The 25,983-nt window shown below is 71.2% G+C and carries 16 protein-coding genes; 5 read left to right on the top strand and 11 right to left on the bottom strand.

All coding sequences use genetic code 11. The annotated features are described in order from the left end of the window. Positions 1 to 31: 31 nt before the first annotated feature. From ACR3IO_RS10050 to cls, 4 genes are all read right to left on the bottom strand, one after another. Positions 32 to 1,975 carry a YhgE/Pip family protein gene (locus tag ACR3IO_RS10050; RefSeq protein WP_434071052.1) on the bottom strand — a complete coding sequence of 648 codons (1,944 nt, stop codon included), beginning with the start codon at positions 1,973 to 1,975 and terminating at the stop codon, positions 32 to 34. Beyond that, positions 1,972 to 2,643, bottom strand: a complete 672-nt coding sequence (locus ACR3IO_RS10045; RefSeq protein ID WP_434071051.1) for a hypothetical protein — start codon at positions 2,641 to 2,643, stop codon at positions 1,972 to 1,974. Before ACR3IO_RS10045 ends, ACR3IO_RS10050 begins: the two co-directional genes overlap by 4 nt. Beyond that, positions 2,640 to 3,344: a TetR/AcrR family transcriptional regulator gene (locus ACR3IO_RS10040; RefSeq protein ID WP_434071050.1), complete on the bottom strand. Its 705-nt coding sequence runs from the start codon at positions 3,342 to 3,344 to the stop codon at positions 2,640 to 2,642. Before ACR3IO_RS10040 ends, ACR3IO_RS10045 begins: the two co-directional genes overlap by 4 nt. Before the next feature lie 73 nt (positions 3,345 to 3,417). Next, positions 3,418 to 4,920: a cardiolipin synthase gene (gene cls, locus ACR3IO_RS10035; RefSeq protein WP_434071049.1), complete on the bottom strand. Its 1,503-nt coding sequence runs from the start codon at positions 4,918 to 4,920 to the stop codon at positions 3,418 to 3,420. 231 nt (positions 4,921 to 5,151) lie between these two features. Between cls and ACR3IO_RS10030 the strand changes: the two genes are divergently transcribed. Then, positions 5,152 to 5,493: a hypothetical protein gene (locus ACR3IO_RS10030; protein WP_434071048.1), complete on the top strand. Its 342-nt coding sequence runs from the start codon at positions 5,152 to 5,154 to the stop codon at positions 5,491 to 5,493. Between the two features lie 99 nt (positions 5,494 to 5,592). On the opposite strand, the gene argG is transcribed toward ACR3IO_RS10030, so the two are convergent. Continuing rightward, the gene (argG, locus tag ACR3IO_RS10025; RefSeq protein WP_434071047.1) at positions 5,593 to 7,020 is read right to left on the bottom strand and encodes an argininosuccinate synthase; all 1,428 of its coding nucleotides are present in this window, start codon (positions 7,018 to 7,020) and stop codon (positions 5,593 to 5,595) included. Between the two features lie 94 nt (positions 7,021 to 7,114). Here argG and ACR3IO_RS10020 point away from each other — a divergent pair, with 94 nt between their 5' ends. From ACR3IO_RS10020 to ACR3IO_RS10010, 3 genes are all read left to right on the top strand, one after another. After that, positions 7,115 to 7,657, top strand: a complete 543-nt coding sequence (locus tag ACR3IO_RS10020; RefSeq protein ID WP_434071046.1) for a DUF3151 family protein — start codon at positions 7,115 to 7,117, stop codon at positions 7,655 to 7,657. Position 7,658: 1 nt separating this feature from the next. Further along, complete coding sequence (locus tag ACR3IO_RS10015) at positions 7,659 to 8,945, top strand: adenylosuccinate synthase (RefSeq protein ID WP_434071045.1); 1,287 nt, start codon at positions 7,659 to 7,661, stop codon at positions 8,943 to 8,945. Positions 8,946 to 9,095: 150 nt separating this feature from the next. Beyond that, positions 9,096 to 20,138: a DUF5979 domain-containing protein gene (locus ACR3IO_RS10010; protein ID WP_434071044.1), complete on the top strand. Its 11,043-nt coding sequence runs from the start codon at positions 9,096 to 9,098 to the stop codon at positions 20,136 to 20,138. A 72-nt stretch (positions 20,139 to 20,210) separates the two neighbouring features. On the opposite strand, the gene ACR3IO_RS10005 is transcribed toward ACR3IO_RS10010, so the two are convergent. Further along, positions 20,211 to 20,429, bottom strand: a complete 219-nt coding sequence (locus ACR3IO_RS10005) for a hypothetical protein (RefSeq protein WP_434071043.1) — start codon at positions 20,427 to 20,429, stop codon at positions 20,211 to 20,213. Positions 20,430 to 20,556: 127 nt separating this feature from the next. Here ACR3IO_RS10005 and ACR3IO_RS10000 point away from each other — a divergent pair, with 127 nt between their 5' ends. Next, positions 20,557 to 21,198 carry a GNAT family N-acetyltransferase gene (locus ACR3IO_RS10000; RefSeq protein ID WP_434071042.1) on the top strand — a complete coding sequence of 214 codons (642 nt, stop codon included), beginning with the start codon at positions 20,557 to 20,559 and terminating at the stop codon, positions 21,196 to 21,198. Positions 21,199 to 21,210: 12 nt separating this feature from the next. On the opposite strand, the gene ACR3IO_RS09995 is transcribed toward ACR3IO_RS10000, so the two are convergent. From ACR3IO_RS09995 to ACR3IO_RS09975, 5 genes are read right to left on the bottom strand one after another with little or no spacing between them, the layout of a single operon-like run. After that, positions 21,211 to 21,951 (bottom strand): TSUP family transporter, encoded by a 741-nt coding sequence (locus tag ACR3IO_RS09995; protein ID WP_434071041.1) that lies wholly within the window; start codon positions 21,949 to 21,951, stop codon positions 21,211 to 21,213. A gap of 9 nt (positions 21,952 to 21,960) precedes the next feature. After that, positions 21,961 to 23,472 (bottom strand): cation acetate symporter, encoded by a 1,512-nt coding sequence (locus ACR3IO_RS09990; RefSeq protein ID WP_434071040.1) that lies wholly within the window; start codon positions 23,470 to 23,472, stop codon positions 21,961 to 21,963. Next, entirely contained in the window at positions 23,469 to 23,975 is a 507-nt protein-coding gene (locus ACR3IO_RS09985; RefSeq protein ID WP_434071039.1) for a heavy metal transporter, read from the bottom strand. Before ACR3IO_RS09985 ends, ACR3IO_RS09990 begins: the two co-directional genes overlap by 4 nt. Next, entirely contained in the window at positions 23,972 to 24,718 is a 747-nt protein-coding gene (locus ACR3IO_RS09980) for a LytR/AlgR family response regulator transcription factor (protein ID WP_434071038.1), read from the bottom strand. Before ACR3IO_RS09980 ends, ACR3IO_RS09985 begins: the two co-directional genes overlap by 4 nt. After that, on the bottom strand, positions 24,715 to 25,941 hold the full coding sequence (locus ACR3IO_RS09975; protein ID WP_434071037.1) for a sensor histidine kinase: 1,227 nt from the start codon (positions 25,939 to 25,941) through the stop codon (positions 24,715 to 24,717). Before ACR3IO_RS09975 ends, ACR3IO_RS09980 begins: the two co-directional genes overlap by 4 nt. Positions 25,942 to 25,983 lie beyond the last annotated feature (42 nt).

The raw sequence follows: 25,983 nt of genomic DNA, 5'->3' as shown, positions 1-25,983 counted from the left end.
CATCCGCCCCTCCTCCGCGCGACGGCGCGGCTCAGCCGATGAGGCTCGGCTGCAGGTCGCGCAGCGTGCGGAAGTGCGTCATGCGGGTGACGCCGATCGCCGCGAGCACGAGGGCGCCCACCATCCAGACGAGCAGCACGATCGCGTCGGAGCCGGCGCGGCCGAGGTCGCCGCCGTACATGACCTGCCGCATCATGTCGACGACGTAGCCCATGGGCAGCACGTGGTGCAGGGCGGCGAGCGGTGCGGGCAGCGTCTGCCACGGGAACGTGCCGCCGGCCGTGACGAGCTGCAGCACCATGAGCACGAGCCCGAGGAACTGCCCGACCGAGCCGAGCCACACGTTCAACGCCAGGATGATCGCCGCATACGTCGCCGACGCGAGGATCATCACCCCCAGCGTGCCGAGCGGATGCGTCATCGGGAACCCGAGCGTCACGGCGAGCACCGTGAACAGGCCGATCATCTGCACGGCGCCGAGGATGCCCGGCGTCAGCCAGCCGGCCAGCGTCACCCGGATCGGCGAGTGCAGCGCCGTCACCGCGCGCCGCGAGATGGGCTTCACGATGAGGAACAGCGCGTAGATGCCGATCCAGCCGGCGAGGGCCGCGAAGAACGGGGCGAGGCCGGCGCCGTAGTTGCCGGCCTCGGTGAGGGCGTCGGTCTCGAGCGAGACCGGGTCGGCGATGGTCTTGGCCTGCGCGTCGCGCGTGGCCTGGTCGGAGTCGGGAATCGCATCGGCGCCGTCGGAGAGCCCCGACTGCAACGTCTGCGCGCCCGTCTCGAGTTCGCCGAGGCCCTCGCCGAGCGTGCCGATGCCGTCGCGCAGCGTCGAGGCGCCGGATGCCGCGGCGTCGGCGCCGTCCGCAGCCGCGCTCGCGCCGGTGGCGAGGGTCGCCGACCCGCTCGCGACCTCGGCGCTGCCCGCGGCGAGGGTCGCCGATCCGCTCGCGACCTGCGCGCTGCCCGCGGCGAGCTGGTCGATCTGCCCGACGACCTCCTGCACGCGATCGTTGCCGGCCGAGATGTCCTCGGCGATGGGGTCGAGCCGGGCGAGCACCTCGTCGATGGTCGCCTGGTCGACGCCTGCGGCCGCGAGTCGTGCCGAGATGTCGGCGCGGGCCTCGGGCACGGAGGCGGCGGCCTCGCCGACGGCGGACCCGACCCGGTCGGCGGATGCCGCGAGCTGCGCATTGCCGTCGGCGACCTGTTGCGCACCGTCGGCGAGCGTCGCGCTGCCGTCGGCGACCTGCTGCGCTCCCGCGGCGAGGCTGGCGCTGCCGTCGGCGACCTGCCGGGAGCCGGTCGCGAGCGCGGCCGTGCCGTCGGCGAGCTGCGATGCGCCGTCGCCGAGCTTCGACGTGCCGTCGATCGCGGTCGAGGTGCCGTCGGCGAGTTGCTGCGCGCCGTCGGCGGCCTCGACGATCTTGCCGCGGATCGTGGAGATCGAGTCGAGCAGCAGTGACGCGGCCTCTTGACCGACCTGTTCGGCGACCGTGGTGCGGATCGTCTTCACCGCCTGCTCGCCGATGGTGCCGGCGAGGTAGCTGTTCGCGTCGCTCGTCTCGAGGATGATCTCGGCCTGGCGCGGCGCATCCGTCTGGATCGAGGCGAGCGCCTCGCTGAAGTCGGCGGGCAGGGTGATGACGAAGTCGTACGTCGAGTCGGCCAGGCCGTCGGCGGCCTCGTCGGCCGAGACCTCGTGCCAGTCGAAGGCGCCGTCGGCGATGAGCTCGTCGGCGACCTCCTCGCCGACGTTGCGCGCCTCGGAGTCCTCCGTCGCGGCCGAGCCCTCATCGTCGACCACGAGTGCCACGGGCACCTCGGGGAGCTTGGCGTACGGGTCCTGGTTGGCCCAGAGGTAGAGGCCCCCGTAGAGCACGGGCACCGCGACGAGCGCGATGAGCGCGATCACGGACATGCGGGTGGAGAAGAGCCGCCGGAACTCGGCGGCGATCATCTGCGGAACCTTCACGCGAGGCCTCCTTCGGCGATGACATCGTGCTCGACGGCCTCGTCGGGGTCTTCGTCGCCCTGCATGCGGGCGAGCATCGTGGTCGCGGCGATGGCGGCGGCCGAGGCGTCGCCCGCGATGACGAGCACGCCGAAGCCGCGATCGGCGAGGGCTCGCGCGAGCTCCCACCACTCGACGGGGTCGCCGCCGTGGCGGTCGGGGGAGACGAGCACGAGCCCCTCGACGCCGTCGCGCAGGATCGCGAGCTCGGTGAGCAGTCGCAGCCGATCCTTCGGGTCGACGTTCGCGATCGGCACCCGGGCGGACGCCGCGAGCCCGAGGTCGCCGAGCCAGTTCGAGACCGAGACTGGGTTCGACGGGATGCCGGCGAACATGAGCTCCTCGGCCGCGACGCCGGCGACGGTGACGTCGGGTGCGGGGTCGCTCACGCCCGGCGCGTCGACGAGGGCGACGCGTCGGCGGATCGCGGAGGCATCCGCTCGCCCGTCGATCGTGACGGTGCCCGTGTCGGGGCGCATGCGTCCGGCCGCCATGAGGCCGAGCACGGTGGGCCGCTGCTCGGTCTCGGCGCGGGTGAGCGTGGCCCGGCCGGACTCGAAGCCGATCGTCGTGGGCGGCAGCGCCTGGCCCTTGCGGCCCTTCGAGACGTGGTGCAGGTCGATCCTCATGCGCGGGCCTCCTCGCCGGTCGCGTCGCTCGCGTCCCTCGCCTGGTCGGGCTCGGCGTCGGCCGCGGGCAGGTACGCGAGCTCGGGGGCGGCGTCGATGACGGCACCCGCCTCGCGCCAGCCGAGTCCGGCCGTGCCGAGCACCGAGAGCATCACGAGCCGGTGCCCCTCGGCGTCGTCGAGCCGGGCGACGGATGCCTCGAGCAGCACCGCGATCGCCGCGCGCTCGACGAGGCGGGCGAGGGTCTGCGGGTGAATGTCGCCGCGCAGGGTGCCCTCGTCGATGCCGCGTGAGACGAGCGCCCCGAGGCGTTCGCGCACGGGGGCGAGGGCGGCGGCGACCTGGTCGACGTGCGGTTCGCGGAGGGCCATCGCGGCGAGGAGCTGCACATGCTCGACCGCGTGCCAGAGGCGCGCGCCGAGCAGGGCGATCGCGGTGGGCGTGTGCGGGTGCTCGAGCGTGGCGGCGATGTCGTTCAGCCGGGTCGCGCCCGAGGCGATGAGTGCGGCGATGAGCTCGTCGCGTCCGGCGAAGTGGCCGTAGACCGCGCGGCGCGAGAGGCCCGCGGCCGAGGCGATGGCCTCGAGCCCGGCGTCGGGGTGCTCGTTGAGCGTCGCCGATGCGGCGGCGAGCAGGGCTTCGCGGTTCGCGGCGGCATCCCGACGAGGGGCGCGGCGAACCTCCTCGGTGATGGTCGGCATGCTTCCATCGTACAAACTTGCACACCGATGTGCAAGTTATCTCGGCGGACGCACAGCGACGCCCGACGCGCCGCTACTGCAGCGCCGAGGTGAGCCGCGCGACCCCGTCGAGGAAGGTCGCCGAGAGCGGCTCCTTCTTCCACTCCTCGAGCGTGAGCTCCCGGCCGATGTCCCGGTAGCCCTGCTCGACCGCGCGCATGTCGGCGACGAACGAGGCCCCGCGCACCATGAGCGAGATCTCAAAGTTGAGGTTGAACGAGCGGATGTCCATGTTGCTCGACCCGATCACCGCCACGTCGTCATCGATCGAGAGGTGCTTCGCGTGCAGGATGTACGGCGCCGGGTAGAGCCAGATGCGCACGCCGGCCTCCAGCAGCGTGCCGTAGTACGAGCGCTGCGCGTGCCAGACCGACCCCTGGTCGCCGAGCTCCGAGACGAACAGCTGCACGTCGAGCCCGCGCAGCTTCGCCGACGTGATCGCGTAGATCATCGCCTCGTCGGGCACGAAGTACGGGCTCGTGATGATGACGCGTTCCTGCGCCGACGCCACGAGCGAGAGGAACAGCCGCAGGTTGTTCTCGGTCGGGTACGCCGGTCCGCTCGGCACGACCTGGCACACCAGGGCGTCGGATGCCGCGACCGTGCCCGCGTCGGACGCGACAGCGGATGCCGCGACATCGTCGACCGGTTCCGCGATGGCGTGCTCGTCGTCGATCCGCTCGTCGACCTCGGCGTACCAGTCGGACTGGAACACGGCGTCGATCGTGCGCACGACCGGCCCGGTGGTGCGCACGACGAGCTCCTGCCACTTGAGCCCGCGCTTGAGGTTCTTGGGGGAGTCGTAGCTGCGGTCGATGAGGTTCTGCGATCCGGTGTACGCGACCCGTCCGTCGACGACGACGAGCTTGCGGTGGTTGCGCAGGTCGGGGCGCTCGTAGCGGTTCGAGAAGAACTTCAACGGCAGCAGGAAGTGCCACTGCACGCCGATGCGGTCGAGTTCGGCGAACGTCGCCTCGCTCACGGTCACCCGCTTGGACGCCACCTGGTCGAGCAGCACGCGCACGGTCACCCCGCGCTGCACGGCTCGCTCCATCGCCGCGAAGAACCCCTTCGTGGTGTCGTCGAGCCCGACGATGTAGAACTCCACGTGCACGTAGCGCCGGGCGGTGTCGATGTCGGCGGCCATGGCCTCGATGGAGGCCTCGTAGTCGCCGATGAGCCGCGCCGAGTCGCCCGCCACCGCCGGCAGGGCGCCGAGCCGGCGGTTCTGCTCGACCGCCGTCTGGAACCAGGTCGGCCAGCTCGCGGCATCCGCCGGCTGGAGTTCGTCGACGTGCTCGTCGAGGATGCGGTCGATCTCGACCTGCCGGTCGCGCCGCCGCTTCGACAGCTTCACGTTGCCGATCAGCAGGAACAGGATGATGCCGATGAACGGGATGAGGAAGATCGCGAGCAGCCAGGCCATCGCGGCGGTCGGCTTGCGGTCGCGCGGCACGATGATGAGCGCCGCGATGCGGATGCCGAGGTCGAGGAGGATCGCGAGGATGCCGAGGAGATTGGCGAGTTCGGCGCTCATCGGGCGGTGTCCGCGGCGATCGGCAGGTCGGGGCTCATCGGCACTCCTCGGATCGGAGCCGGTCCCACCGGCTGCGGACGATTCCTGAGTATCCCATCGACAGGGCCGGATGCGGCGGTGGACCTGCCCCGAATTGGGGGTCGGATCGAGCGGGACGAATGGCTCCCCGCTGCGGAGACACGATGGAGGCCGGGACTTGAATTGGGTCATCCGACCTGAAAGGGGCCAACCATGTCCGCAACGAAGCGGCGGCTCACCGCATCCCTCGCCGTCATCCCGTTCGTGGCGCTCAGCGTGCTCGGCGCATCCGCGGCCGCGAACGCGACGCAGCCCGGAGCCGAGGGCGAGCACAAGGTGGCGTTCTGCCACGCCACCCACAGCGAGACGAATCCCTACGTCTACATCGAGACCGACAACATCGCCGTGGTGCGGGCGCACTACACGCACCAGGACGACGAGGACGTCTGGCCCGCCTTCAGCTACACCTGGCACGGCGTGACCACGTCGTACGAGGGATCCGGCATGGACTGGTTCATCGAGGGCGGGTGCGCCTACGGGGGAGGCCTCGGCTGACCTGCGGCGACCCGCGCGTCGCCGACAGCACGAAGGGCGGATGCCGCGGCATCCGCCCTTCTGCGTGCCGGCGCCTCGGCGCCGTGACCTGCTTGCGTCTCAGTCGGTGCCGAGGTCGAACGCGGAGGCCTCGTTCGCGGCGTCGGTCGCGGCCTCGAGGTCGGTCTCGCCCGACCCGGCCAGGATCTGCGCGGCCTCGCCGCTCGCCAGGTCGCCCACGAGGGCCGCGGTCGCGCCGCCCACCAGGTTGAGGCGGGCGTACTGCTCGAGACGCGCGCGCGAGTCGGCGATGTCGAGGTTGCGCATGGTGAGCTGGCCGATGCGGTCCTCGGGTCCGAAGGCCTGGTCGCCGACGCGCTCCATCGAGAGCTTCTCGGGCTGGTAGCTGAGCGACGGGCCGGTGGTGTTCATGATCGTGTAGTCGTCGCCGCGGCGCAGGCGCACCGTGACCTCGCCCGTGACCGCCGAGGCGACCCAGCGCACGATCGACTCGCGCAGCATGAGCGACTGCGGGTCGAGCCAGCGGCCCTCGTACATGAGGCGACCGAGGCGGCGACCCTCGTTGTGGTAGTTCGCGATCGTGTCCTCGTTGTGGATCGCGTTGACGAGCCGCTCGTAGGCGAGGTGCAGCAGCGCCATGCCCGGCGCCTCGTAGATGCCGCGAGACTTCGCCTCGATGATGCGGTTCTCGATCTGGTCGCTCATGCCGAGGCCGTGGCGGCCGCCGATGGCGTTCGCCTCGAGCACGAGGGCCACGGCGTCGTCGAACCGGACGCCGTTCAGCGCGACCGGGCGGCCCTGCTCGAACGAGATCGTGACGTCTTCGGCCGGGATCTCGACCGACTCGTCCCAGAACTTCACACCCATGATCGGCTCGACCGTGGTGATGCCCTCGCTGAGCTCTTCGAGCACCTTGGCCTCGTGCGTCGCGCCCCAGATGTTCGCGTCGGTCGAGTACGCCTTCTCGGCGGAGGCGCGGTAGGGCAGGTCGCGCTGCTGCAGCCACTCGCTCATCTCGGCGCGGCCGCCGAGCTCGGTGACGAAGTCGGCGTCGAGCCACGGCTTGTAGATGCGCAGGCGCGGGTTGGCCATGAGGCCGTAGCGGTAGAACCGCTCGATGTCGTTGCCCTTGTAGGTCGAGCCGTCGCCCCAGATGTCGACCCCGTCTTCGAGCATCGCGCGCACGAGGAGCGTGCCGGTGACCGCGCGGCCGAGGGGGGTCGTGTTGAAGTAGGCCTTGCCGCCCGAGCGGATGTGGAAGGCGCCGCACTGCAGCGCGACGAGCCCCTCCTCGACGAGCGCGGCACGGCAGTCGACGAGCCGGGAGAGCTCGGCGCCGTACTCGATCGCGCGGCCGGGGACCGCCTCGACGTCGGGCTCGTCGGGCTGGCCGAGGTCGGCGGTGTAGGTGCAGGGGATCGCACCCTTCTCGCGCATCCACGCGACGGCCACCGAGGTGTCGAGGCCGCCGGAGAAGGCGATGCCGACGCGTTCGCCGACGGGCAGGCTGGAGAGGACTTTCGACATGCCCTCCAGCCTACTTCGCGCGGATGCCGCGTGACGCGCCGGCCTCCGGCCCTGCGGACCGGGGCGGCCGACGGGGGCCGCGATAAGGTTGAGTGTGACTGCAGACGAAACAGCACCCGAGCGCGAGACCGGTCTGGTCGACGAACCCGAGGTCAGGGAGGCGCTCGCCGCAGCCGATCGAGGGGCCGTCGCGGCCGTCGTCACCGAGCATCCCTCCTCGCCGCTGGCATGGGCGGAGCTCGCCGACCTCGCCGACTCCGAGGGCAACCCCATCGCCGCCTTCGCCTATGCGAGCGTCGCCGTCGACCTCGCGCAGGAGCAGCTCGCGGCATCCGGATGGGAGCCCGGCGCAGCCGTGCCCTGGTCCGACGAGCCGAACCGCGCCTACCTCAGGGCCCTCGACGCCAAGCGCCGGGCCGCGTCGGCACTCGGGCTCGACACGCAGGTCGCACGTCTCGCAGGCGAGCTCTCGAGCGCCGATGCCGAGGCCCCCGGCCGCATCGCGTCGGAGTTCACGCCCACCCAGGTCATCACCATCGTGAGCCAGGCCCAGCTCTTCGAGCAGGCCGAGGCCACGGCAACCACCGGCGACCCGGTCGCCGAACCCGCCGCGCTCGACGCGGCAGGAGAGGACTGACATGCCCGCAGCCGTCCTGATCGGTGCACAGTGGGGCGACGAAGGAAAGGGCAAGGCGACCGACCTGCTCGGTCCGCGCCTCGACTACGTCGTCAAGTTCAACGGCGGCAACAACGCCGGGCACACCGTCGTCGTCGGCAGCGAGAAGTACGCGCTGCACCTGCTGCCGTCCGGCATCCTGACGCCCGGGGTCACCCCGGTCATCGGCAACGGCGTGGTCGTCGACGTCGAGGTGCTCTTCGAGGAGCTCGAGGCGCTCTCCAGCCGCGGGGTGGATGTCTCGCGGCTGCGCATCTCGGCGAACGCGCACCTCATCACGCAGTACCACCGCACGCTCGACAAGGTCACCGAGCGCTTCCTCGGCAAGCGCCAGATCGGCACCACCGGTCGTGGCATCGGCCCCGCCTACGCCGACAAGATCAACCGCGTGGGCCTGCGCATGCAGGACATCTTCGACGAGAACATCCTGCGTCAGAAGGTCGAGGGCGCCCTCGACCAGAAGAACCACCTGCTGGTCAAGGTCTACAACCGACGCGCCATCGCCGTCGACGAGGTCGTCGACGACCTGCTCGGCTACGTCGAGCGCCTGCGCCCGATGGTCACCGACACCGCACTGCTGCTGCACCAGGCCCTCGACCGCGACGAGACCGTGCTCTTCGAGGGCGGCCAGGCGACCATGCTCGACGTCGATCACGGCACGTACCCGTTCGTGACCTCGTCGAACGCCACGAGCGGCGGCGCCGTCACCGGCTCCGGCATCGCCCCGAACCGCATCGACCGGGTCATCGCCGTGGTCAAGGCGTACACGACGCGCGTCGGTGCAGGCCCCTTCCCGACCGAGCTCTTCGACGAGTGGGGCGAGTTCCTCAGCGAGAAGGGTCACGAGTTCGGCACGACCACCGGCCGCCGCCGCCGTACGGGCTGGTACGACGCGCCCATCGCGCGCTACACCTCGCGCATCAACGGCGTCACCGACTTCGTGCTGACCAAGCTCGACGTGCTGACCGGCATCGAGCGCATCCCCGTCGCGGTCGCCTACGACGTCGACGGGCAGCGCTTCGACGAGGTGCCCGTCTCGCAGTCCGACTTCCACCATGCGACCCCGATCTACGAGGAGTTCCCGGGCTGGAGCGAAGACATCACCGGGGCGCGCGAGTTCTCCGACCTGCCCGCCAACGCGCAGGCCTATGTGCGCGAGCTCGAGGCCATGAGCGGCTCGCGCATCTCGGCGATCGGCGTCGGCCCCGGCCGCGACGAGATCGTGCAGCTGCACGACCTGCTCGCCTGACCTCAAGGTCTCGGCGCGCTCCTCCCGGTCGACCGCCTCCTCGACTGGCCCCTTCCATCCCGCCGACGTCCCCCGATAGGGTCGGATGGCGGGCGCTTCACCTACCGTGCGCCCACGGCAGCCTGACGGCTGCGGGGGCAGGGGGAAGTGATGTCGGTCGTTCGACGCGTGCTCGCCGGAATCGGCGCGATCATCCTGACGGCGTCGCTGACGACGCCGTCAGTGCTGTCAGCTGCAGCGGCACCGGATGACGCGGAGTTCACGACCTTCTCGAAGGTGGTGACGCCGCCCGACACCTCGCCGTTCGCCGCCGGGGAGCAGTTCAGCTACACGATCACGCTGACCTGCAACAGCCCGATCGTCGACATCTGCGTCGGCGCACAGGTTTCCGACACCCTGCCGCCGCCGCTCGTCTTCGACCCGTCCGTCCCGAACCCGGTCGTCGTCTCCTCGGGCAGCGACGCGACGGTCACGACCGGCGACAGCGACTTCACGGTCGCGTTCAACGAGACCGGCGCCGCCGGCACCGGCCTCGAGACCGGGCAGCAGGTGAGCATCACCGTGTTCGTCCAGGTGCCCGACGATGCGAGCGCCGACTACGACGGCACCATCACGAACACGGCGACCGCGTCGGCCGAGAACGCCCTGCCGAAGGATGCGTCGGTGCCGGTCGAGCTCGACATCCCGTCGCTGCTCGACTCGACGGTCGTGAAGTCGGTCGACGATCACGTCGCCGACGGACAGAGCGTGCCCTCGCTGCCCGACCAGCCCATCGACTACACGATCGGCGGCGGCAACGCGTCGAACCAGTCCGTCGACGCCGTCGTGGTGCAGGATCCCGCCGACGGCGTCGCCAGCCCGTTCGACAGTTACCTCGACTTCACCGGCATCACCTCGATCACGCCGCCGCCGGGCGCCGACCAGGTGCAGATCGAGTACCGCGACGCCGACGGCAACTGGACGAGCGTGTATGGGCCCGACGTGGTGCCGACCGACTTCACCGACATCCCGGGCGTCGACCCGCCCTCCGACGTGAAGGGGCTGCGCTTCACGTTCACGTCGAGCACGGGCGATCCGATCCCGCCCGGCGACAACGGCACGATCGGCATCTCCGCCGAGACGAACGACAGCGTGCTCGACATCCCGCTCGGCGAGTCGGTCGACGTGCCGAACACGGCATCCTCGAACGTGGTCGTCGACGACGTCCCGACCGACCCGAACACGGCCGACGGCGACGTCGTCATCAGCAACACCGGCCCGACGGTCGACATCGAGAAGTCGTTCGCCGACCCGACGCTGCTCGCCGGCGACTCGACCACGGCCACCATCGAGTCCGCGAACGGCCCCCGGCCGGTCACCTCGATGACCATCGACGAGCCCACCGCGGGGTCGCCGAACCTCGCCGACCAGGGCCTCACGTTCGACGGCTTCGGCGACATCACCTGGCCGCAGAACGCCACGGGCGCCTCGGTGACCTACACGTACGCCGACGGCAGCAGCGAGACGCTCACGACGACGACGCCCGACACGCTGCCCGACCCGACCGGCGACGTGGTCGGCTTCTCGGTGACGTTCACGGGCCCGATCCTGCCGAACGCGTCGGCCCAGATCCCGTTCGACGTCACCGCCCAGAGCGTGGAGGGCCAGGCCGACGTCGTCAGCACGAACGACACGACCTCGACCGTGACCGACTCCACAGGCCAGACGGGCACCGACGAGGACGCCGCCGACATCACCCGGCAGCCGGTGCGCGTGTCGACGGTCATCGACAAGAACATCGTGCGCGACGAGGTCTGGGACGTGCCGGGCAGTTCGACCGACGTGACCTTCCTCGCGTCCGTCAACAACCAGGGCGAGAACGCCTCGACCGTCGGAGCGGACTCGCTCGTGATCAGCGACCCGGCCGATCCGCAGCCGGGCGACCCGCCCTCGCTCTTCTGGAACGCGTTCAACCTGAGCCAGATCAGCGCCGGGGTGCCGGCGGACGCCAACCTCACCGTCGAGTACTGGGACGGCAGCGAGTGGGTCACCCTCCCCGGAGCCGAGCTCATCGAGGGGCCGACCACGTTCAACGCCACCGTCCCGGCCGACCTGCAGGACGACATCCAGGGCATCCGGTTCGTCTACACCCCGAAGCCCGGTGAGACGCTGCCGCCGGGCTTCCAGGTCGCCCCGCGCATCTCGGTCGCCACGCGCGACCAGTTCCGCGACGGCTCCGGCAGCGTGCATGACGCGGCCGAGGCCGCGGACCCGCTCGTGGTCGACAACACGGCGTCGTCGACGGTGACGAACCCCGACGACACGTCTCCCGAGGACAACACGGCGACCGACGGCGACCAGATCGACGTCAACCCGTTCGACCCCGACGCGGGCGTCGACCTGCTCGAGAAGCAGTGGCTCGACGACAACGTGAACGCCTTCAGCGGCGACCAGCGCACCGCGCGCATCTCGTGGGCGACCGAGGGGCTGCCGTTCGACTCGGTCGCGATCACCGACGACCCGAGCGCCGGCACGGACTTCGCGAACATCGCGGCATCCGCGTTCGACGCCTGGAACCTCGCGGTCATCGAGCCCATCGACGGCTCCCTCGACCCCGAGATGCAGTACGACCGCATCGCGACCGTCGAGCTCTTCGACGACACCGCCGACGCCTGGGTCGACATCACGGCCGCGGTCTGCGGCGCGGCGGACACCACCGGCACCGACTGCGACGGGGCGTTCCCCGGCTACACGCTCTCCGACGCGGAGCAGGAGTCCACGCTCGGCGTGCGCCTGACCTACGTCGAGGGGTCGAACCGCGGCGGAGACGGGCCGGCCGCAGGGTCGGGCGTCGCGGCATCCTACGACTTCGAGCGCAACCTCGACCTGACCTTCCAGCTCCGCGACGAGAAGCGGAGCGGCGGCCCGGTCGTCGGCACCCTGCACGACGACCCGTACAACTCGGGCCAGAACGGCGTCGTCACGAACACGGCACGGGCGGAGGGCGAAGGCCCGCAGCCGGTCACCCACGACGACTCCGACGACATCACGATCCTCGACACCGTGATCAACACGTCGGTCTCGAAGACGTTCGACCAGGACAGCCTGCCGATCCCGCCCGAAAGCGCGGACCAGGCCGACTACCCCCTCGTCACCGCGACGATGACGGCGGTCAACCAGACCGAGGCGAACGTCAGCGTGCTGCGACTCGACGACCCGGCCGCGACGCCGACGCCGCCGACGCCGCCGCCGGCCCCGACGACGACCTACAACACCCTGAACCTCTACAGCATCGACGTGATCACCGTGCCCGACGAGGCGACGGAGTCGACCGTGACGCTCACCCGCGAAGGCGGCGGAACCACGGACTACACGATCGACGAGGCGCTCGCGCTGAGCTCCGCCGACCTCGCCGACGTCATCGGATTCAGCGTCGTGCACACCGACCCCGACGGCGTCTCGATCGTGACCGAGGCCACGACGACCGTCTCCCTCACGTACCAGTTGCGGGAGTTCCTGCGCGACCAGCCGGGCGTGCGACCGACGACCACCGACACCGTGAACAACGTGGCGTCGGCGGGTGCCTCCCGTCCGGGAGGAGACCCCACGCTCGACGAGGCGTACGCCACGGACGACGACTCGCTCACGTTCGCCGACGCGACCTACGGCGTCAGCGCCGGCAAGGCGATCGACCCGTCGTCGCGCTACGAGGACGAGTCGCCCGACGGCTACACCGTGACGATCGGCGGACAGCCGACCGGCAATGTGCGCACGACCGTCCTGACGCTGACCGACGACGCGACCACCTTCTGGAACGCGTTCGAGTTCGCCTCGTTCCCGGCCGCCACGCTGCCCGCCGGTATCGGCCAGCTCCGCGTGTCGGCCCTCGTCGGGGTCGAGTACGCCTTCGACGAGGGCACGAACACGCTCAGCCAGACCTGCGACGGCGACACCGACCTCACCGGGTGCTGGGTCGTCGGCGACTGGCAGGACGCCGTCTCCGACTCCGTGACCCCGGTGCTTCCCGACGGTGTCGCTGCGGCAGACGTCCGGGGCCTGCGCTTCGACATCCGCAAGGACGCCGACGAGACGAACTGGGAGTCGCCGCGAAACCCGATCGTGTCGCTGAAGTTCATGGCCGACCGACTCGAGAACCTGCACCTCGGCCCGAACGGCGAGATCGACAGCTACCCCGTGCCCTCGACCCTTCCCGGACTCGAGACGGCACCCGGCGAGACCGTGCAGGGCACCACCACCGACGACGCCGACGTGCACGGAACCGGCTCCTGGGAGACGCCCGACGGCGTCACCTGGGAGGCCGACGCGACCGCGTCCGACACCACCGCCCTCCTGCACCGGGTCAACTCGATCAGCGTCGTGAAGTCGCCGGGCAACGGCTCCGGCGGTGCCGGCGCGCAGCAGTTCCCGCCCGCGTCGACCATCCCGTACTCGATGACCATCACGAACACCGGCGAGTGGCAGATGACCGGCCTCGAGCTGACCGACCAGGTCGCCACCGACGCATCCGGTTCGCTCCTCATCGCCGACCCCGACGCCGACGAGGAGTTCGAGTTCACCCTGACGGACTCCGACGGCAACGCCCTGCCCGTCGACGGGTTCACCGGCGAGCTCGACGAGACCACGGGCGTCGTCACGATCACCGTGCCCGACGGTTTCGTGTTCGCCCCGGGCGACGTGCTCGTCATCCAGGCGAACCTCATCTTCCGATCGGGTCTCACGCCGGGCACCCCGGTGGGCAACACGATCTCGGCCACCAGCGATCGGGACTTCGAGACCTGCGAGCACACGTCGAACAACGTCGCGGCACCGAACACCGAGGATGTCGCCGACTGCGCCGCCGACACGACCGTCACCCCGGCTGCGGCGGCGCCGATCAGCATCGTCAAGGCGGTCAAGGGCACGGCCGCCGGCGTGCCCGGCGTCGACCCCTCCGACCCCAACTACGACGACCTCGGCGTGCTGAACACGGCGGCGAACCCCACGGCCGCGGCCTGCGCGTCGCCGAACGCCAGCGGCGGCTTCTACGTGAACCAGTGCGTGCCGATCACCCGCCCCGGCGGCGTCGAGACCTGGCGCATCAGCTTCACCAACCGCGGCAACGTGCCGGCCGACCGCATCGCCGGCATCGACGTGCTGCCGGCCGTGGGCGACACCGGCGTGGTCGTCGGTTCGCCGCGCGGTTCGCAGTGGCAGCCGACGTTCCTCGGCAACCTCAGCGTTCCCGGTGCCGGCACCGGCACGTCGTACTACATGACCACCGTGCCGAACCAGGCGTGCAACGCGGTCGACATCCAGTACAGCACGCTCGGCCAGCCGGTCCCCGACAGCGATCCGTGCTTCGCCGACGTCTCGACGCGGCAATGGATCGTGTTCGACGCGACGACGCCGGCGGCGGAACTCGCGACGGCCCGGGCGATCAAGCTCGTCTACACCTTCCCCGCCGGAAGCGGCCTGCCCCCGGGCGTCACCGGTCAGGTGACCTACGACACGCAGACCCCCGCGATCGTGCCCGACGCCTACGCGAGCGGACTCCCGATCGCGTGGAACACGGTCGCGGCCGGTTCGCGTGCCACGTTCCAGGGCGACCAGATCTACCAGGGCCCGGTCGAGCCGGTGCGCGCCGGCGTCGCGGTTCCCACGGGCCAGGTGCAGCTCCAGAAGGAGCAGGTCGCTCCCGACACGTGGACCTTCCCGCTGCCCGACTCCTACGACTTCGACGTGCAGTGCGAGTCGCTCGACGAACCCGTCGACCTCGTCGACACCGGCGGGGCGGAGGTCTCGCCGCTCGACGTGCCCGCCGACGGCTCACTCGTCGAGGTCGGCACCGGCACCAACCTGCCGCTCTTCTCGAGCTGCACGGTCCAGGAGCTCTTCGCGCAGGGCTCGACGGTCACGTACGACCCCGAGGGCACCGCCGATCGCTCAGGCGAGGTCATCGCGACGCGCGACCTCACCGGACGCACGGACATCGCCCACCCGTTCCCGCCCGACCCCGTCGAGGACGTCACGCTGCAGGTGACGAACACGTACGAGATCGGCGGCTTCAGCGTCACCAAGGCGGTCGAGCGCAGCACCGCGGTCGACCAGGACGGCAACCCAGTCGAGTTCGATCCGCAGTTCACGTTCTCGGCGAGCTGCGTCTGGCTCGGCGCGGAGATCATCCCCGAGGATCAGCGCGAGTTCACGATCGGCGAGGGCGAGACGCAGGACTTCGGTCCGCTGCCGGTCGGCGCCGACTGCACGGTCGAGGAGACGGATGCCGCCGGCGCGACGACGACTGGCATCGTCGTCACCGAGGACGGCGTGCCGGGCGAGCCCGTCGACGGCGTGGCGTCCTTCACCCTGCTGCCCGACGAGGAGGATGGCACGCACCTGACCGCCCTCGCCGTGACCAACACCTACACGGTCGGCGGCCTCGAGATCACGAAGGACGTGACTGGTGCGGGCGCAGACGTCTGGGCACCCGACGACTTCACGCTCCAGGTGGTCTGCACGTGGGACCAGGCCACGACGAACCCGGTCTACGACGACACGTTCACGATCTCCGACGGCGAGACGTGGAGCGTCGAGAACCTGCCGACCGGCGCCGACTGCACCGTGACCGAGCCAGACGACGGCGGTGCGACCGAGGTCACGTTCACGCCGAACCCCGTCACGATCGGCGACACCGACGGCGGTGAGGAGCCCATCGCGATCGCGGTCGAGAACGACTTCCGCGTGGGCGGGTTCCAGATCGAGAAGACCGTCGTCGGCGCCGGCACCGGTTTCAGCGAGGATGTCCTGTTCGTCTTCGCATACACCTGCACCTACGACGGCGCGGAGGTCGGCGAGGGCAACCTGTCGATCACGGGCGACGGCACCGCGGGTCCGCTCGACTCGGATGCCGTGACCGGACTGCCGGTGGGCAGCGAATGCGTCGTCACCGAGACCAACGCCGGTGGGGCGGATGCCATGCCCGATCCGGTCACGGTCACGATCCCCGACGAGGCCGACGGGGTCGCCCAGATCGGCGTCGCCGCGTTCGAGAACCGGTTCACCGCCGGCACGATCGCGGTGACCAAGGTCGTCGACGGCGCGGCATCCGCGATTCCCGAGATCGCCGGCGCGACGTACACGGTGCACGTGACCTGTGCGCTCACCGACGGCGGCGACCTGCTCTTCGACGGCGACGTCGAGGTGGTCGGCGGCACGACCGTCACCGTGACGGACCCCGAGACGGGCGACCCGCTGCTGCTGCCGCTCGGCACCCACTGCTGGGGCGAGGAGACGGATGACGCGGGCGCGACGGAGTCGGGCGTCGACTTCGACTCCTTCGAGAACGCGGCGATCGTCGTCGCCTCCGACGAGGACGAGCCGCAGGCGCTGGTGATCACCGCGACGAACACGTTCGACGACGGCGAGCTCGTCGTCGAGAAGGCGCTCGACGGCAATCCCGACCATGCCGAGGGCGTCACGTTCACGATCCTCGTGACGTGCACGTTCGACCGCGGTGACGGCAACCCGCCGATCGTGATCTACGACCAGGAGCCGGTCGAGCTCCAGGGCGGCGCGTCCGAGACCCTCGACGGGATCCCGGTGGGCTCCGAGTGCTACGCGGAGGAGCCCGATGGGCAGGGCGCGTACGACATCACGATCAGCGCGACGGCGGACGACCCGGTCACCGTGACCGGCGACGACGAGGACCCCGTCGGCATCACCGTGACGAACGACTTCCCCGACGCGGGCTTCACCGTGCTGAAGGAGGTCGACAACGGCGGCGCGGTCGACCAGGACGGCGAGCCGATCGCGTACGAGACCGTGTACACGTTCACCGCGATCTGCACCTTCGAGGGCGCGACCGTGCTCGACGAGGAGTTCGAGCTCGCCGACGGCGGGTCGCAGTCCTTCGACACCCTGCCCGCGGGCAGCGACTGCACCGTCACCGAGACCGACCAGGGCGGTGCGACGACCTCGATCGTCCTCACGCAGGACGGCGTCGACGACGACCTCGGCGCGGTGTCCGAGGCATCCTTCACCCTGCTTCCCGACGCCGAGGGCACGGTCGTGACGAGCGTCACGGTGACGAACGCCTACACGGTCGGTGGCATCGCCATCACCAAGGCCGTCACGGGCTCGGGCGCGGAGACCTGGGCCCCCGACGAGTTCGACGTGCAGCTCACCTGCACGCTCGACGCGGCCGACCCCGACACGGTGTACGACGGCATCGTCACCATCGCCGCGGGCGAGACGGTCACGGTCGGCGACCTGCCGACCGGTGCCGACTGCACGGTGACCGAGCCCGACACGGCAGGCGCGACCGAGGTCACGATCTCGCCGGAGCAGCCCGTGACGATCGGCGTCGACGGCGAGACGGGAGACCCCGTCGCCGTGACCGTCACGAACGACTACCGCACCGGGGGCTTCGAGGTCGAGAAGTCGTTCGTCGGCCCGGGCATCGTCTTCGCCACGGGCGTCGACTTCGTCTTCGGCTACTCCTGCACCTACGACGACGAGACGGTCGGCGAGGGAACGCTCACGGTCGTCGGCGACGGCACCACGGGTCCGCTGACGTCGGACCCGGTCACGGGCCTGCCGGTCGGCAGTGAATGCGTCGTCACGGAGACCGAGGCCGGTGGGGCGGATGCCACGCCCGAGCCCGTGACGGTGACCATCACCGACGAGGTCGACGGCACCCCGCAGGTCGTGGTGGCGCCCTTCGAGAACCCGTTCAGCGCCGGCACCATCGCGGTGACGAAGGAGCTCGCCGGCACCGGCGCCGAGCTGCCCGAGGTCGTCGATGCGACGTACACCGTGCACCTGACCTGCTCGCTGACCGCCGATGGCGACCCGCTGTTCGACGGCGACGTCGAGGTCACCGGCGGCGAGACGGTCACCGTGCTCGACGAGGCGACCGGCGACCCGCTGCTGCTGCCGGTCGGCACGCACTGCTGGGGCGAGGAGACGGATGACGCGGGGGCGACCGACTCGTCGGTCGACTTCGACTCGTTCGACGACGCGGCCATCGTGGTCGCCGACGGCGGCGACGAGCCGCAGGCGCTCGCGGTGACCGCGACGAACACGTTCGAGTTGAGCAACGTCTCGATCGAGAAGGAGGTCATCGGCAATCCCGACCACGCCGAGGGCCGCACCTTCGAGATCCTCGTGACCTGCACGCTCGATCGCGGCGACGCCAACCCGCCGATCGTGGTCTACGACCAGGAGCCGGTCGAGCTCGAGGACGGCGAGCTCGTGACCCTCTTCGAGGTGCCGGTCGGTTCCGAGTGCTGGGCCGAGGAGCCCGACGGCCAGGGCGCGTACGACATCGTGATCAGCGCGACCGAGGACGACCCGATCGTGGTCGGACCCGAGGCCGGGACGCCCGCCACCATCACGGTGACGAACGACTTCCCCGACGCCGGATTCACGGTGACGAAGGAGGTCGACAACGGTGGCGCGGTCGACCAGGACGGCGAGCCGATCCGGTACGACACGGTCTTCTCCTTCACCGCGACGTGCGAGTTCCAGGGCGAGAACGTGCTCGACGAGTCGTTCGACCTGGGCGACGGCGAGGAGCAGACGTACGACACGCTGCCGGCCGGCAGCGAGTGCACCGTCGCCGAGACGGACCAGGGCGGCGCCACGACCTCCATCGTGCTCACGCAGGACGGCGTCGAGGACGACCTCGGTGGGGCATCCGAGGCCACGTTCACGCTCCTGCCCGACGCGGAGGGCGCCGTGGTGACCACGGTCGCGGTGACGAACGCCTTCACGACCGGCTCGGTCGAGATCACGAAGGCCGTGACGGGCACGGGAGCGGATGCCTGGGGCGGCACGTTCGGCGACTTCGAGGTGGAGCTCGTCTGCACCCTCGAGGGCGCAGACCCCGACGTCGTCTACAGCGCCACGCACACGTTGACGAAGGACGCGCCGGGCGACGTCTGGACGGTCGAGGACCTGCCGACCGGTGCCGACTGCACCGTGGCCGAGCTCGACGACGGCGAGGCGACGGAGTCGACCGTGACCCCCGACGAGTTCGTCGTCGGCGACGACGCGGTCGACGAGCCGGTCGAGGTCGGCGTCGAGAACGAGTTCCGCACGGGCGGCCTGAACGTGCTGAAGGCGGTCAGGGGCCCGGGCGTGCCCGAGTTCTCGAACGGGCCGTTCCTCTTCCAGGTCGAGTGCACGTACGAGGGGCAGAGCGTGGTCGACCGGGAGCTCGTGGTCGTCGGCGACGGCACCGAGGGGCCGTTCACGAGCGAGACCATCGGCGGCATCCCCGTCGGTTCGGTCTGCATCGTGACCGAGACCTTCGACGCGGATGCCGACACGACGCCGCCGCCCGTGACCGTGACGATCGCCGACCAGGAGGAGGACGGGGTCGAGACCGTGGTCACGGCGGGCTTCCTCAACGTCTTCTCGTTGGGCACGATCGACGTCACGAAGGTGGTCGACGGTCCTGCGGCCGACGAGTCGTACGTGCAGGACGCGACGTTCACCGTGCAGGTGACGTGCCAGCTCGACGTCTTCGGCACGATCGTCACGGTCTTCTCCGGGCCGGTCGAGGTCGGTGCCGACGAGACGGTCCCGGTGCTCCGGGAGGACGGCGACCCGCTGAAGCTGCCGTACCAGACGCACTGCTTCGGCGAGGAGACGGATGCCGCGGGCGCGACCGAGAGCACGATCGACTTCGACTCGTACGAGAACGCCGCGGTCGTCGACGTCGAGGACGAGCCGCAGACGCTGGAGCTCACGGCCACGAACACGTTCGAGGAGGGGTCGGTCGACCTCGTGAAGACCGTGAGCGGCGCGACGGACCAGGCCGACGGCAAGACGTTCATCGTGGCGGTGACGTGCACGTTCGACCAGGGCGAGGGCAACGACCCGTACGTGGCGTTCGATGCCGAGCCGGTGCCGATCACCGCGGGTGAGACGGTGACGCTCACCGACCTGCCGATCGGCACGGAGTGCTGGGCGGCCGAGACCGACACGGGCGGCGCCGTCGCCGTGACCATCGACGCCACGGAGGACACCCCGGTGGTGGTCGGCCTCGACGAGACGGCGACGATCACGGTCGACAACGAGTTCGCACCGGCACCGCCGGTCACCGGCGTCGACGGCGCGGCCATGTGGCTGGCGGCCGGCTCGGCGGCCGTGCTCGTCGGGATCGGCGCCGTGTTCCTGCTCGTCGCCCGCCGACGCCGCCGCCAGGCGTAGCGCCGCACCGGCGCGTCGCCGACACGACGAAGCCCCGCCCGGGATCGGGCGGGGCTTCGTCGTGCCCGGCGGCTACTCGTTGCCGACCGCCTTGTCGATGTTCGCCTTCACGTCGTCGATGGTGCCGTCGTGCTCGTCGGGTGCGACCTTCTTGACCGCTTCGCCGATGCCGTCGAGCAGCTTGTCGCTGATGTCCTCAGCCTGTTCGCTCTTCAGGACCTCTTGGATCTTGTCCTTGTTCTGCTCGATGAAGTCGCCTGCCTGCTTGGCGAGGTCGTCGATTCCAGCCATGGTCTTCCCCCCGTTCGGACGGCGTCGTCGCCGTCGGATCCAGCCTAGGCGGAGGCCCCGAGGAGCAGAAGGGCCCTCCTCCGCTCGCGCCGGCCGTCGAGGCGATGCCGTGTGCCAGACTCGTCGGGTGACCGCCGAGCTCCCTCCCGTCGTGCCGATCGTCGGCCGTCTCATCCGCCTCACGCCATTCGCGCCGACCGACGTGCCCGATCTCGCCGCGGCGTTGCGCAAGCCCGAGGTGTTCGCCGGCGGCTACGGCGGAGGACCGGCCGGCCTGCCCGTCGACGATGCCGCGTTCGAGCGGTTCGCGCTCGCGTACTACGAGGGCGGCCCCCTCGCGCTGCCGTGGACGGTGCGCCTGCAGGGCGGCGCCCAGGACGGGCGCATCGTGGGCGCCACGAAGTTCGCCGACCTCGACCTGGCCAACGAATCGGGTCACATCGGCTGGACGGCGTACGACCCGCGCGTGTGGGCCACGGGCGTCAATGTCGAGGCCAAGCTGCTGCTGCTCGGGCTCGCCTTCGATCACGGCTTCGGTCGTGTGAAGCTGCAGGCCGACAGCCGCAACGAGCGTTCGCGCGCGGCGATCCTGAGGCTCGGGGCGACGTTCGAGGGCATCGCGCGCCGGCACAAGCGCCGTGCCGACGGCACCTGGCGCGACAGCGCGGTCTACTCGGTCGTCGTCGACGAGTGGCCCGAGGTGCGGACCGGCCTCGAGGCGCGCCTCGCCGCACGCGGCGACGAGCCCGTGCGGCTCGCAACGGACTGACGCGCGTCCCGATCAGAACCAGAGCTCGAGCGCGCCGTCGATGAGGGCCGCCGCGCCGCCGAGGTAGGCGATCGCGATGACCGCGACGCGCGCGGCGTGGTGCGGGATGCGGCGGTGCAGGAGCTCGCCGCAGACGAGGCCGGCGAGCAGCGAGCCGAGCACGATGGGCCATGCGCCGGGCTGCAGCTCGGGGATCGTCCAGCCGGTCTGCGCGAGCTTCAGCACGAGCGAGGCGGACCCGATCACCACGAAGTACGGCTGCGCGGTCGCGGCGAATCCCGCCTGCGACCATCTCGTCGCGACGGCGTAGACGCTGAGCGCGGGCCCGCCGACGCCGGCGGCCGCGTTCATGATCCCGGAGGCGCCGCCGGCGATGAGGGCCGGCGGCCAGCCGTGCGCGACGTGCTCGGCGCGGGTGACGAGCAGGGTCGTCGTGAGGGCCGCGATCACGAGGATGCCGATCACGACCTGCAGGGGCGCGCCGGGCACGTTGGCGGCGATGACGGCGCCGACGGCCGTGCCGACGATCGCAGGGACGACGAGCATGGTGAACCGAGGCCACTCCACGAAGCGCCAGACCCGCGGCAGGATGATGAGCGAGGAGACCACCGCGCACAGGTTCACGACCACGACGCCGTCGAACGGACCGAGCAGGATCACGAGCGCCGGGGAGGCGACGAGGGCGAACCCCATGCCCGTGACGCGTTGCGCGAAGGCCCCGACGAGCACGGAGAGGGCGACGGCGACGAGCACCGGGGAAGTCTAGCCGCGGGTGGGATCCGTCGGCGCCGGGCCGGCCGTCGCGGATGACCGGCTCGTCGGCTCGGGCACGTGCAGGCGGGTGAAGAACGCATCGGCCCCGCGGGGGCGGCGACGGCGGTCGATGCGCGAGGCGAGCACCGTGACGAGCAGCGCGGCGGGCACGGTCCAGGCGGCCGGCTGCTCGAGGAACGGGCGGATGCCGGGGGCCACCGCCGAGATCGCGCCGACGCCGAGGATCGCGACGCCCGACAGCACGGCCCCGGTGAGCATGCCGGCGACCGCGCCGCGCGCGGTGAGGCCCCGCCACCAGATGCCGAGCAGGAGCATCGGGCAGAGCGTCGACGCGGTGAAGGCGAACACGAGCCCGACGCTGCCGGCGAGCCCGGTCGACTCGGTCGCGAGGGCCACGATGAGTGGCACGAACGAGGACGCGACCGCGGCGATGCGGAACCCGCGCACGCTGCCGCCCAGCAGGTCCTGGCTGATGACGCCCGCGAGCGAGACGACGAGGCCCGACGAGGTCGACAGGAACGCCGCGAACGCGCCCGCGATGACGAGCGCGGTGAGCAGGTCGCCCGCCCACCCGGGCACGAGCCGGTCGGGCAGCACGAGCACGAGGGCGTCGGCGTCGCCCGTGCCCACGAGGTCGGGTGCGAAGGCCCGGCCGAGCAGGCCGAGGATCGTCGGGAAGAGGTAGAACACCGAGAGCAGCACGAGCACGAGCACGGTCGTGCGTCGCGCGGCGCCGCCGTCGGGGTTCGTGTAGAACCGCACGAGCACGTGCGGCAGGCCGAGCGTGCCGAAGAGCAGCGCCACCATGAGCGACACCGTGCGGTACGGGTCGTTGGCGCCCGGGCCCGCGGCGACGGGGAACGCCTCGGCGGGCGGCAGGGCCGGCTCGACGCCGCCCACGAAGATGAGCAGCACGACCGCCGGCACGGCGATCGCCGTGAGCTTCAGCCAGAACTGGAACGCCTGCACGAACGTGATCGACCGCATGCCGCCCGCGGCGACGACCACCGCGACGATGACGGCGACGGCCAGGGATCCGGCCCACGACGGCAGGCCGGTCGTGATGCGCACCGCGAGGGCGGCGCCCTGCAGCTGCGGCACGATGTAGAACCAGCCGATGACGATCACGAGGGTGCTGGTCACGAGGCGGGCCGCCCTCGACTCGAGGCGCGCCTCGGTGAAGTCGGGGATCGTGTACGCGCCCGAGCGTCGCAGCGGCGCCGCGACGAAGAGCAGGAGCATGAGGTATCCGGCCGTGTAGCCGATCGGGAACCAGAGCCCCGACGACCCGGTGGTGAGGATGAGGCCGGCGATGCCGAGGAAGCTCGCCGCCGACAGGTATTCGCCGCCGATCGCGGAGGCGTTCCACCACGGCCGCACGGTGCGCGAGGCCACGTAGAAGTCGCTCGTCGTGCGCGAGACGCGCAGCCCGTAGAACCCGATGAGGGCGGATGCCAGCGCGACCGCGGCGATCGCGGCGTAGCTGATCGCGGCGTTCACTCGACCTCCGTGAGCGCGCGGTACCTGGCCTCGTTGCGGGCGGCGGCGCGGGCGTAGAGCACGGCCACGGTGATGGCGAGCGGGTAGACGCCGACCGCGAGCAGCAGCCACGAGAGCGGCACGCCCCAGACGAACGTCTCGTCGAGCACCGGGGTCATGGCGACCGCGAGCACGAAGACCGCGGTCGCGCCGGCGAATCCGAGCGCGTACGTGACGCCGAGCCGCAGCTGCGAGCGGATGAGCGAGCGCACGTACACGCTCGCCGGCTCGCTCGAGGACCCGTCGCGGACGGGCAGCGGTCGAGCGGATGCCGCGGTCGATCCCGTGCGCGGCGCCGTGACGCGCACCCGGGCCGGCGGGGGAGCCGGTCGAGGAGCGCGCTCCGCGTCCGTCTCGAGATCCGCTCGACCCGCGGTGGAACCCGGTTCGTCGGTCTCGAGTGGCTCCGCGCCTCGATCGGCGGCAGGATCGGGCCCGCCCGCGGCATCCGCTGGCTCGGTCATGGCCGGGGTCGCAGGGTCGCCGACTCGAGTCGTTCGCGGAGGCCGGGCAGCAGGCGTCGGCTGACCGGGAGCTCGGCGCCGGCCACCGTCACGCTCGGGCGGTCGGCGCCGAGGCGGACGCGCGTGAGGTGGGCGAGCGAGACGAGGTACGAGCGGTGCACGCGCACGAAGCCGGCATCCGCCCACTGCCGCTCGAGGTCGGCCATCGGCATGCGCACGAGGTAGCTCGCCTCCTCGGTATGGAGCCGCGCGTAGTCGCCCTGCGCCTGCACGTAGCGCACCTCGTCGCGGCGGATCATGCGGGTCGTGGAGCCGAGCGTGACGGCGATCATCTCGGGTGCGGTCACCGTCGGCACCGGCCCGGTGCGGGTGGCCGGCGCCTTCATCGCCTCGACGATGCGGCTCACCGACCGCTGCAGGCGCTCGGTGCGCACGGGCTTCAACAGGTAGTCGACGGCGGCGAGGTCGAACGCCTCGAGCGCGCCCTCCTCATCGGCAGTCACGAACACGAGCGCCGGGCGGTGCTCGAACCGCTGGAGGGCGCGGGCCAGGTCGAAGCCGTTCAGGCCCGGCATGTGGATGTCGAGGAACGCCGCGTCGACGGGCTCACGGGTCAGCAGCCGGATCGCCTCAGACCCCGAGGAGGCCTGGTGCACGGTGCCGATGCGCGGGTCCTGCGAGAGCAGGAACGCGAGCTCATCGATCGCGGGCTGTTCGTCGTCGGCGATGAGGACGGAGATCATCGAGCTCGGCTCCCGTCTCTGGTGGCCGGGCCCGAGGCCGGGCCGGCATTCGGGTTCGGGCCCGGGTGGGCCTTCGGCACCCGCATGCGCACGAGCGTACCGGCGCCGAGGTTCGTCTCGACGACCAGGCCGTGTTCCTCGCCGTACACCTGGCGCAGGCGGGCGTCGACGTTGCGGAGGCCGACATGCTCGCCCGGCGAACCGCCCGCGAGCACCTCCTCGAGCACGATGGGATCGATGCCGACGCCGTCGTCCTCGACGCTGATCTCGGCGAATGCCCCGGAGTCGGCCGCGGTGATCGTGATCCTCCCGCCCCCCTCCTTCGACTCGAGGCCGTGCCGCACCGCGTTCTCGACGAGCGGTTGGATCGACAGGAACGGCACGACCGTCGAGAGCACTTCCGGCGCGACCTGCAGCGTCACCCGCAGGCGATCGCCGAACCGCGCCCGCTCGAGCTCGAGGTAGCTGTCGATCGAGCGCAGTTCCTCGGCGACGGTCGTGAAGTCGCCGTGCCGGCGGAACGAGTACCGGGTGAAGTCCGCGAACTCGAGCACGAGTTCGCGCGCCTTCGCGGGATCGGTGTTGATGAACGAGGCGATCGCGTTCAAGGCGTTGTAGATGAAGTGCGGGCTGATCTGCGCGCGGAGCGCCCGCACCTCGGCCTCGGCCAGCGCCGCGCGCGACGCGTCGAGCTCTCCGAGCTCGACCTGCGACGCCACCCAGCCCGCGACCTCGCCCGTCGCGCGCACGAGGCCGGCCCGCACGGGCGAGGCGAACGCCACGATGGCCCCGGCCGAACGGTCGCCGATGAGGATCGGCGCGGCCACGGCATCCGTCTCCTTCGCGCCGATCGCGGCGCGCCGCTGCACGTGCGGCTTGCCGGCCGCCTGCGCCGCCTGCGCCAGCTCGCCTGCGACCGCCCGCACGTCGTCGTCGCCCTCGACCGTGACGAGCCCGGCAGGGTCGACGAGCGCGAGGCTCTCGCAGCCGAGCATCATGCGGAGGGAACGGCCCGCCCGCGCGGCATCCGCCCCGTCGAAGCCGCCGCGCACCTGCTTGGCGGCGCGGCTCGCGAGGTGCAGCGTCTGGTACGTCGCCTGCTCGGCGTCGGTGCCGAGCTCGCGCTGCGCGAGCACCAGGCGGCGCAGCAGCAGCACGACGCCGACCGCCAGGGCGCCGGCGACGACACCGGCGCTGGCGGCGAGCAGCATCGACTCGGGCATGCTACGCAAGCGTAGTAGCCGACGCGCGATCGCGTGCGTCGG

The sequence above is a fragment of the Agromyces sp. Marseille-Q5079 genome (assembly GCF_051016555.1).
Taxonomy (GTDB): Bacteria; Actinomycetota; Actinomycetes; order Actinomycetales; family Microbacteriaceae; genus Agromyces.
The sequence above is the reverse complement of the archived record's forward strand: the minus strand, read 5'-3'. Positions and strand labels throughout refer to the sequence as shown.

Coding starts and splice junctions, on each gene's coding strand:
- ACR3IO_RS10045 (WP_434071051.1), bottom strand. CDS start 2,643: ATGAGGATCGACCTGCACCACGTCTCGAAGGGCCGCAAGGGCCAGGCG.
- ACR3IO_RS10040 (WP_434071050.1), bottom strand. CDS start 3,344: ATGCCGACCATCACCGAGGAGGTTCGCCGCGCCCCTCGTCGGGATGCC.
- cls (WP_434071049.1), bottom strand. CDS start 4,920: ATGAGCGCCGAACTCGCCAATCTCCTCGGCATCCTCGCGATCCTCCTC.
- ACR3IO_RS10030 (WP_434071048.1), top strand. CDS start 5,152: ATGTCCGCAACGAAGCGGCGGCTCACCGCATCCCTCGCCGTCATCCCG.
- argG (WP_434071047.1), bottom strand. CDS start 7,020: ATGTCGAAAGTCCTCTCCAGCCTGCCCGTCGGCGAACGCGTCGGCATC.
- ACR3IO_RS10015 (WP_434071045.1), top strand. CDS start 7,659: ATGCCCGCAGCCGTCCTGATCGGTGCACAGTGGGGCGACGAAGGAAAG.
- ACR3IO_RS10010 (WP_434071044.1), top strand. CDS start 9,096: ATGTCGGTCGTTCGACGCGTGCTCGCCGGAATCGGCGCGATCATCCTG.
- ACR3IO_RS10005 (WP_434071043.1), bottom strand. CDS start 20,429: ATGGCTGGAATCGACGACCTCGCCAAGCAGGCAGGCGACTTCATCGAG.
- ACR3IO_RS09985 (WP_434071039.1), bottom strand. CDS start 23,975: ATGACCGAGCCAGCGGATGCCGCGGGCGGGCCCGATCCTGCCGCCGAT.
- ACR3IO_RS09980 (WP_434071038.1), bottom strand. CDS start 24,718: ATGATCTCCGTCCTCATCGCCGACGACGAACAGCCCGCGATCGATGAG.
- ACR3IO_RS09975 (WP_434071037.1), bottom strand. CDS start 25,941: ATGCCCGAGTCGATGCTGCTCGCCGCCAGCGCCGGTGTCGTCGCCGGC.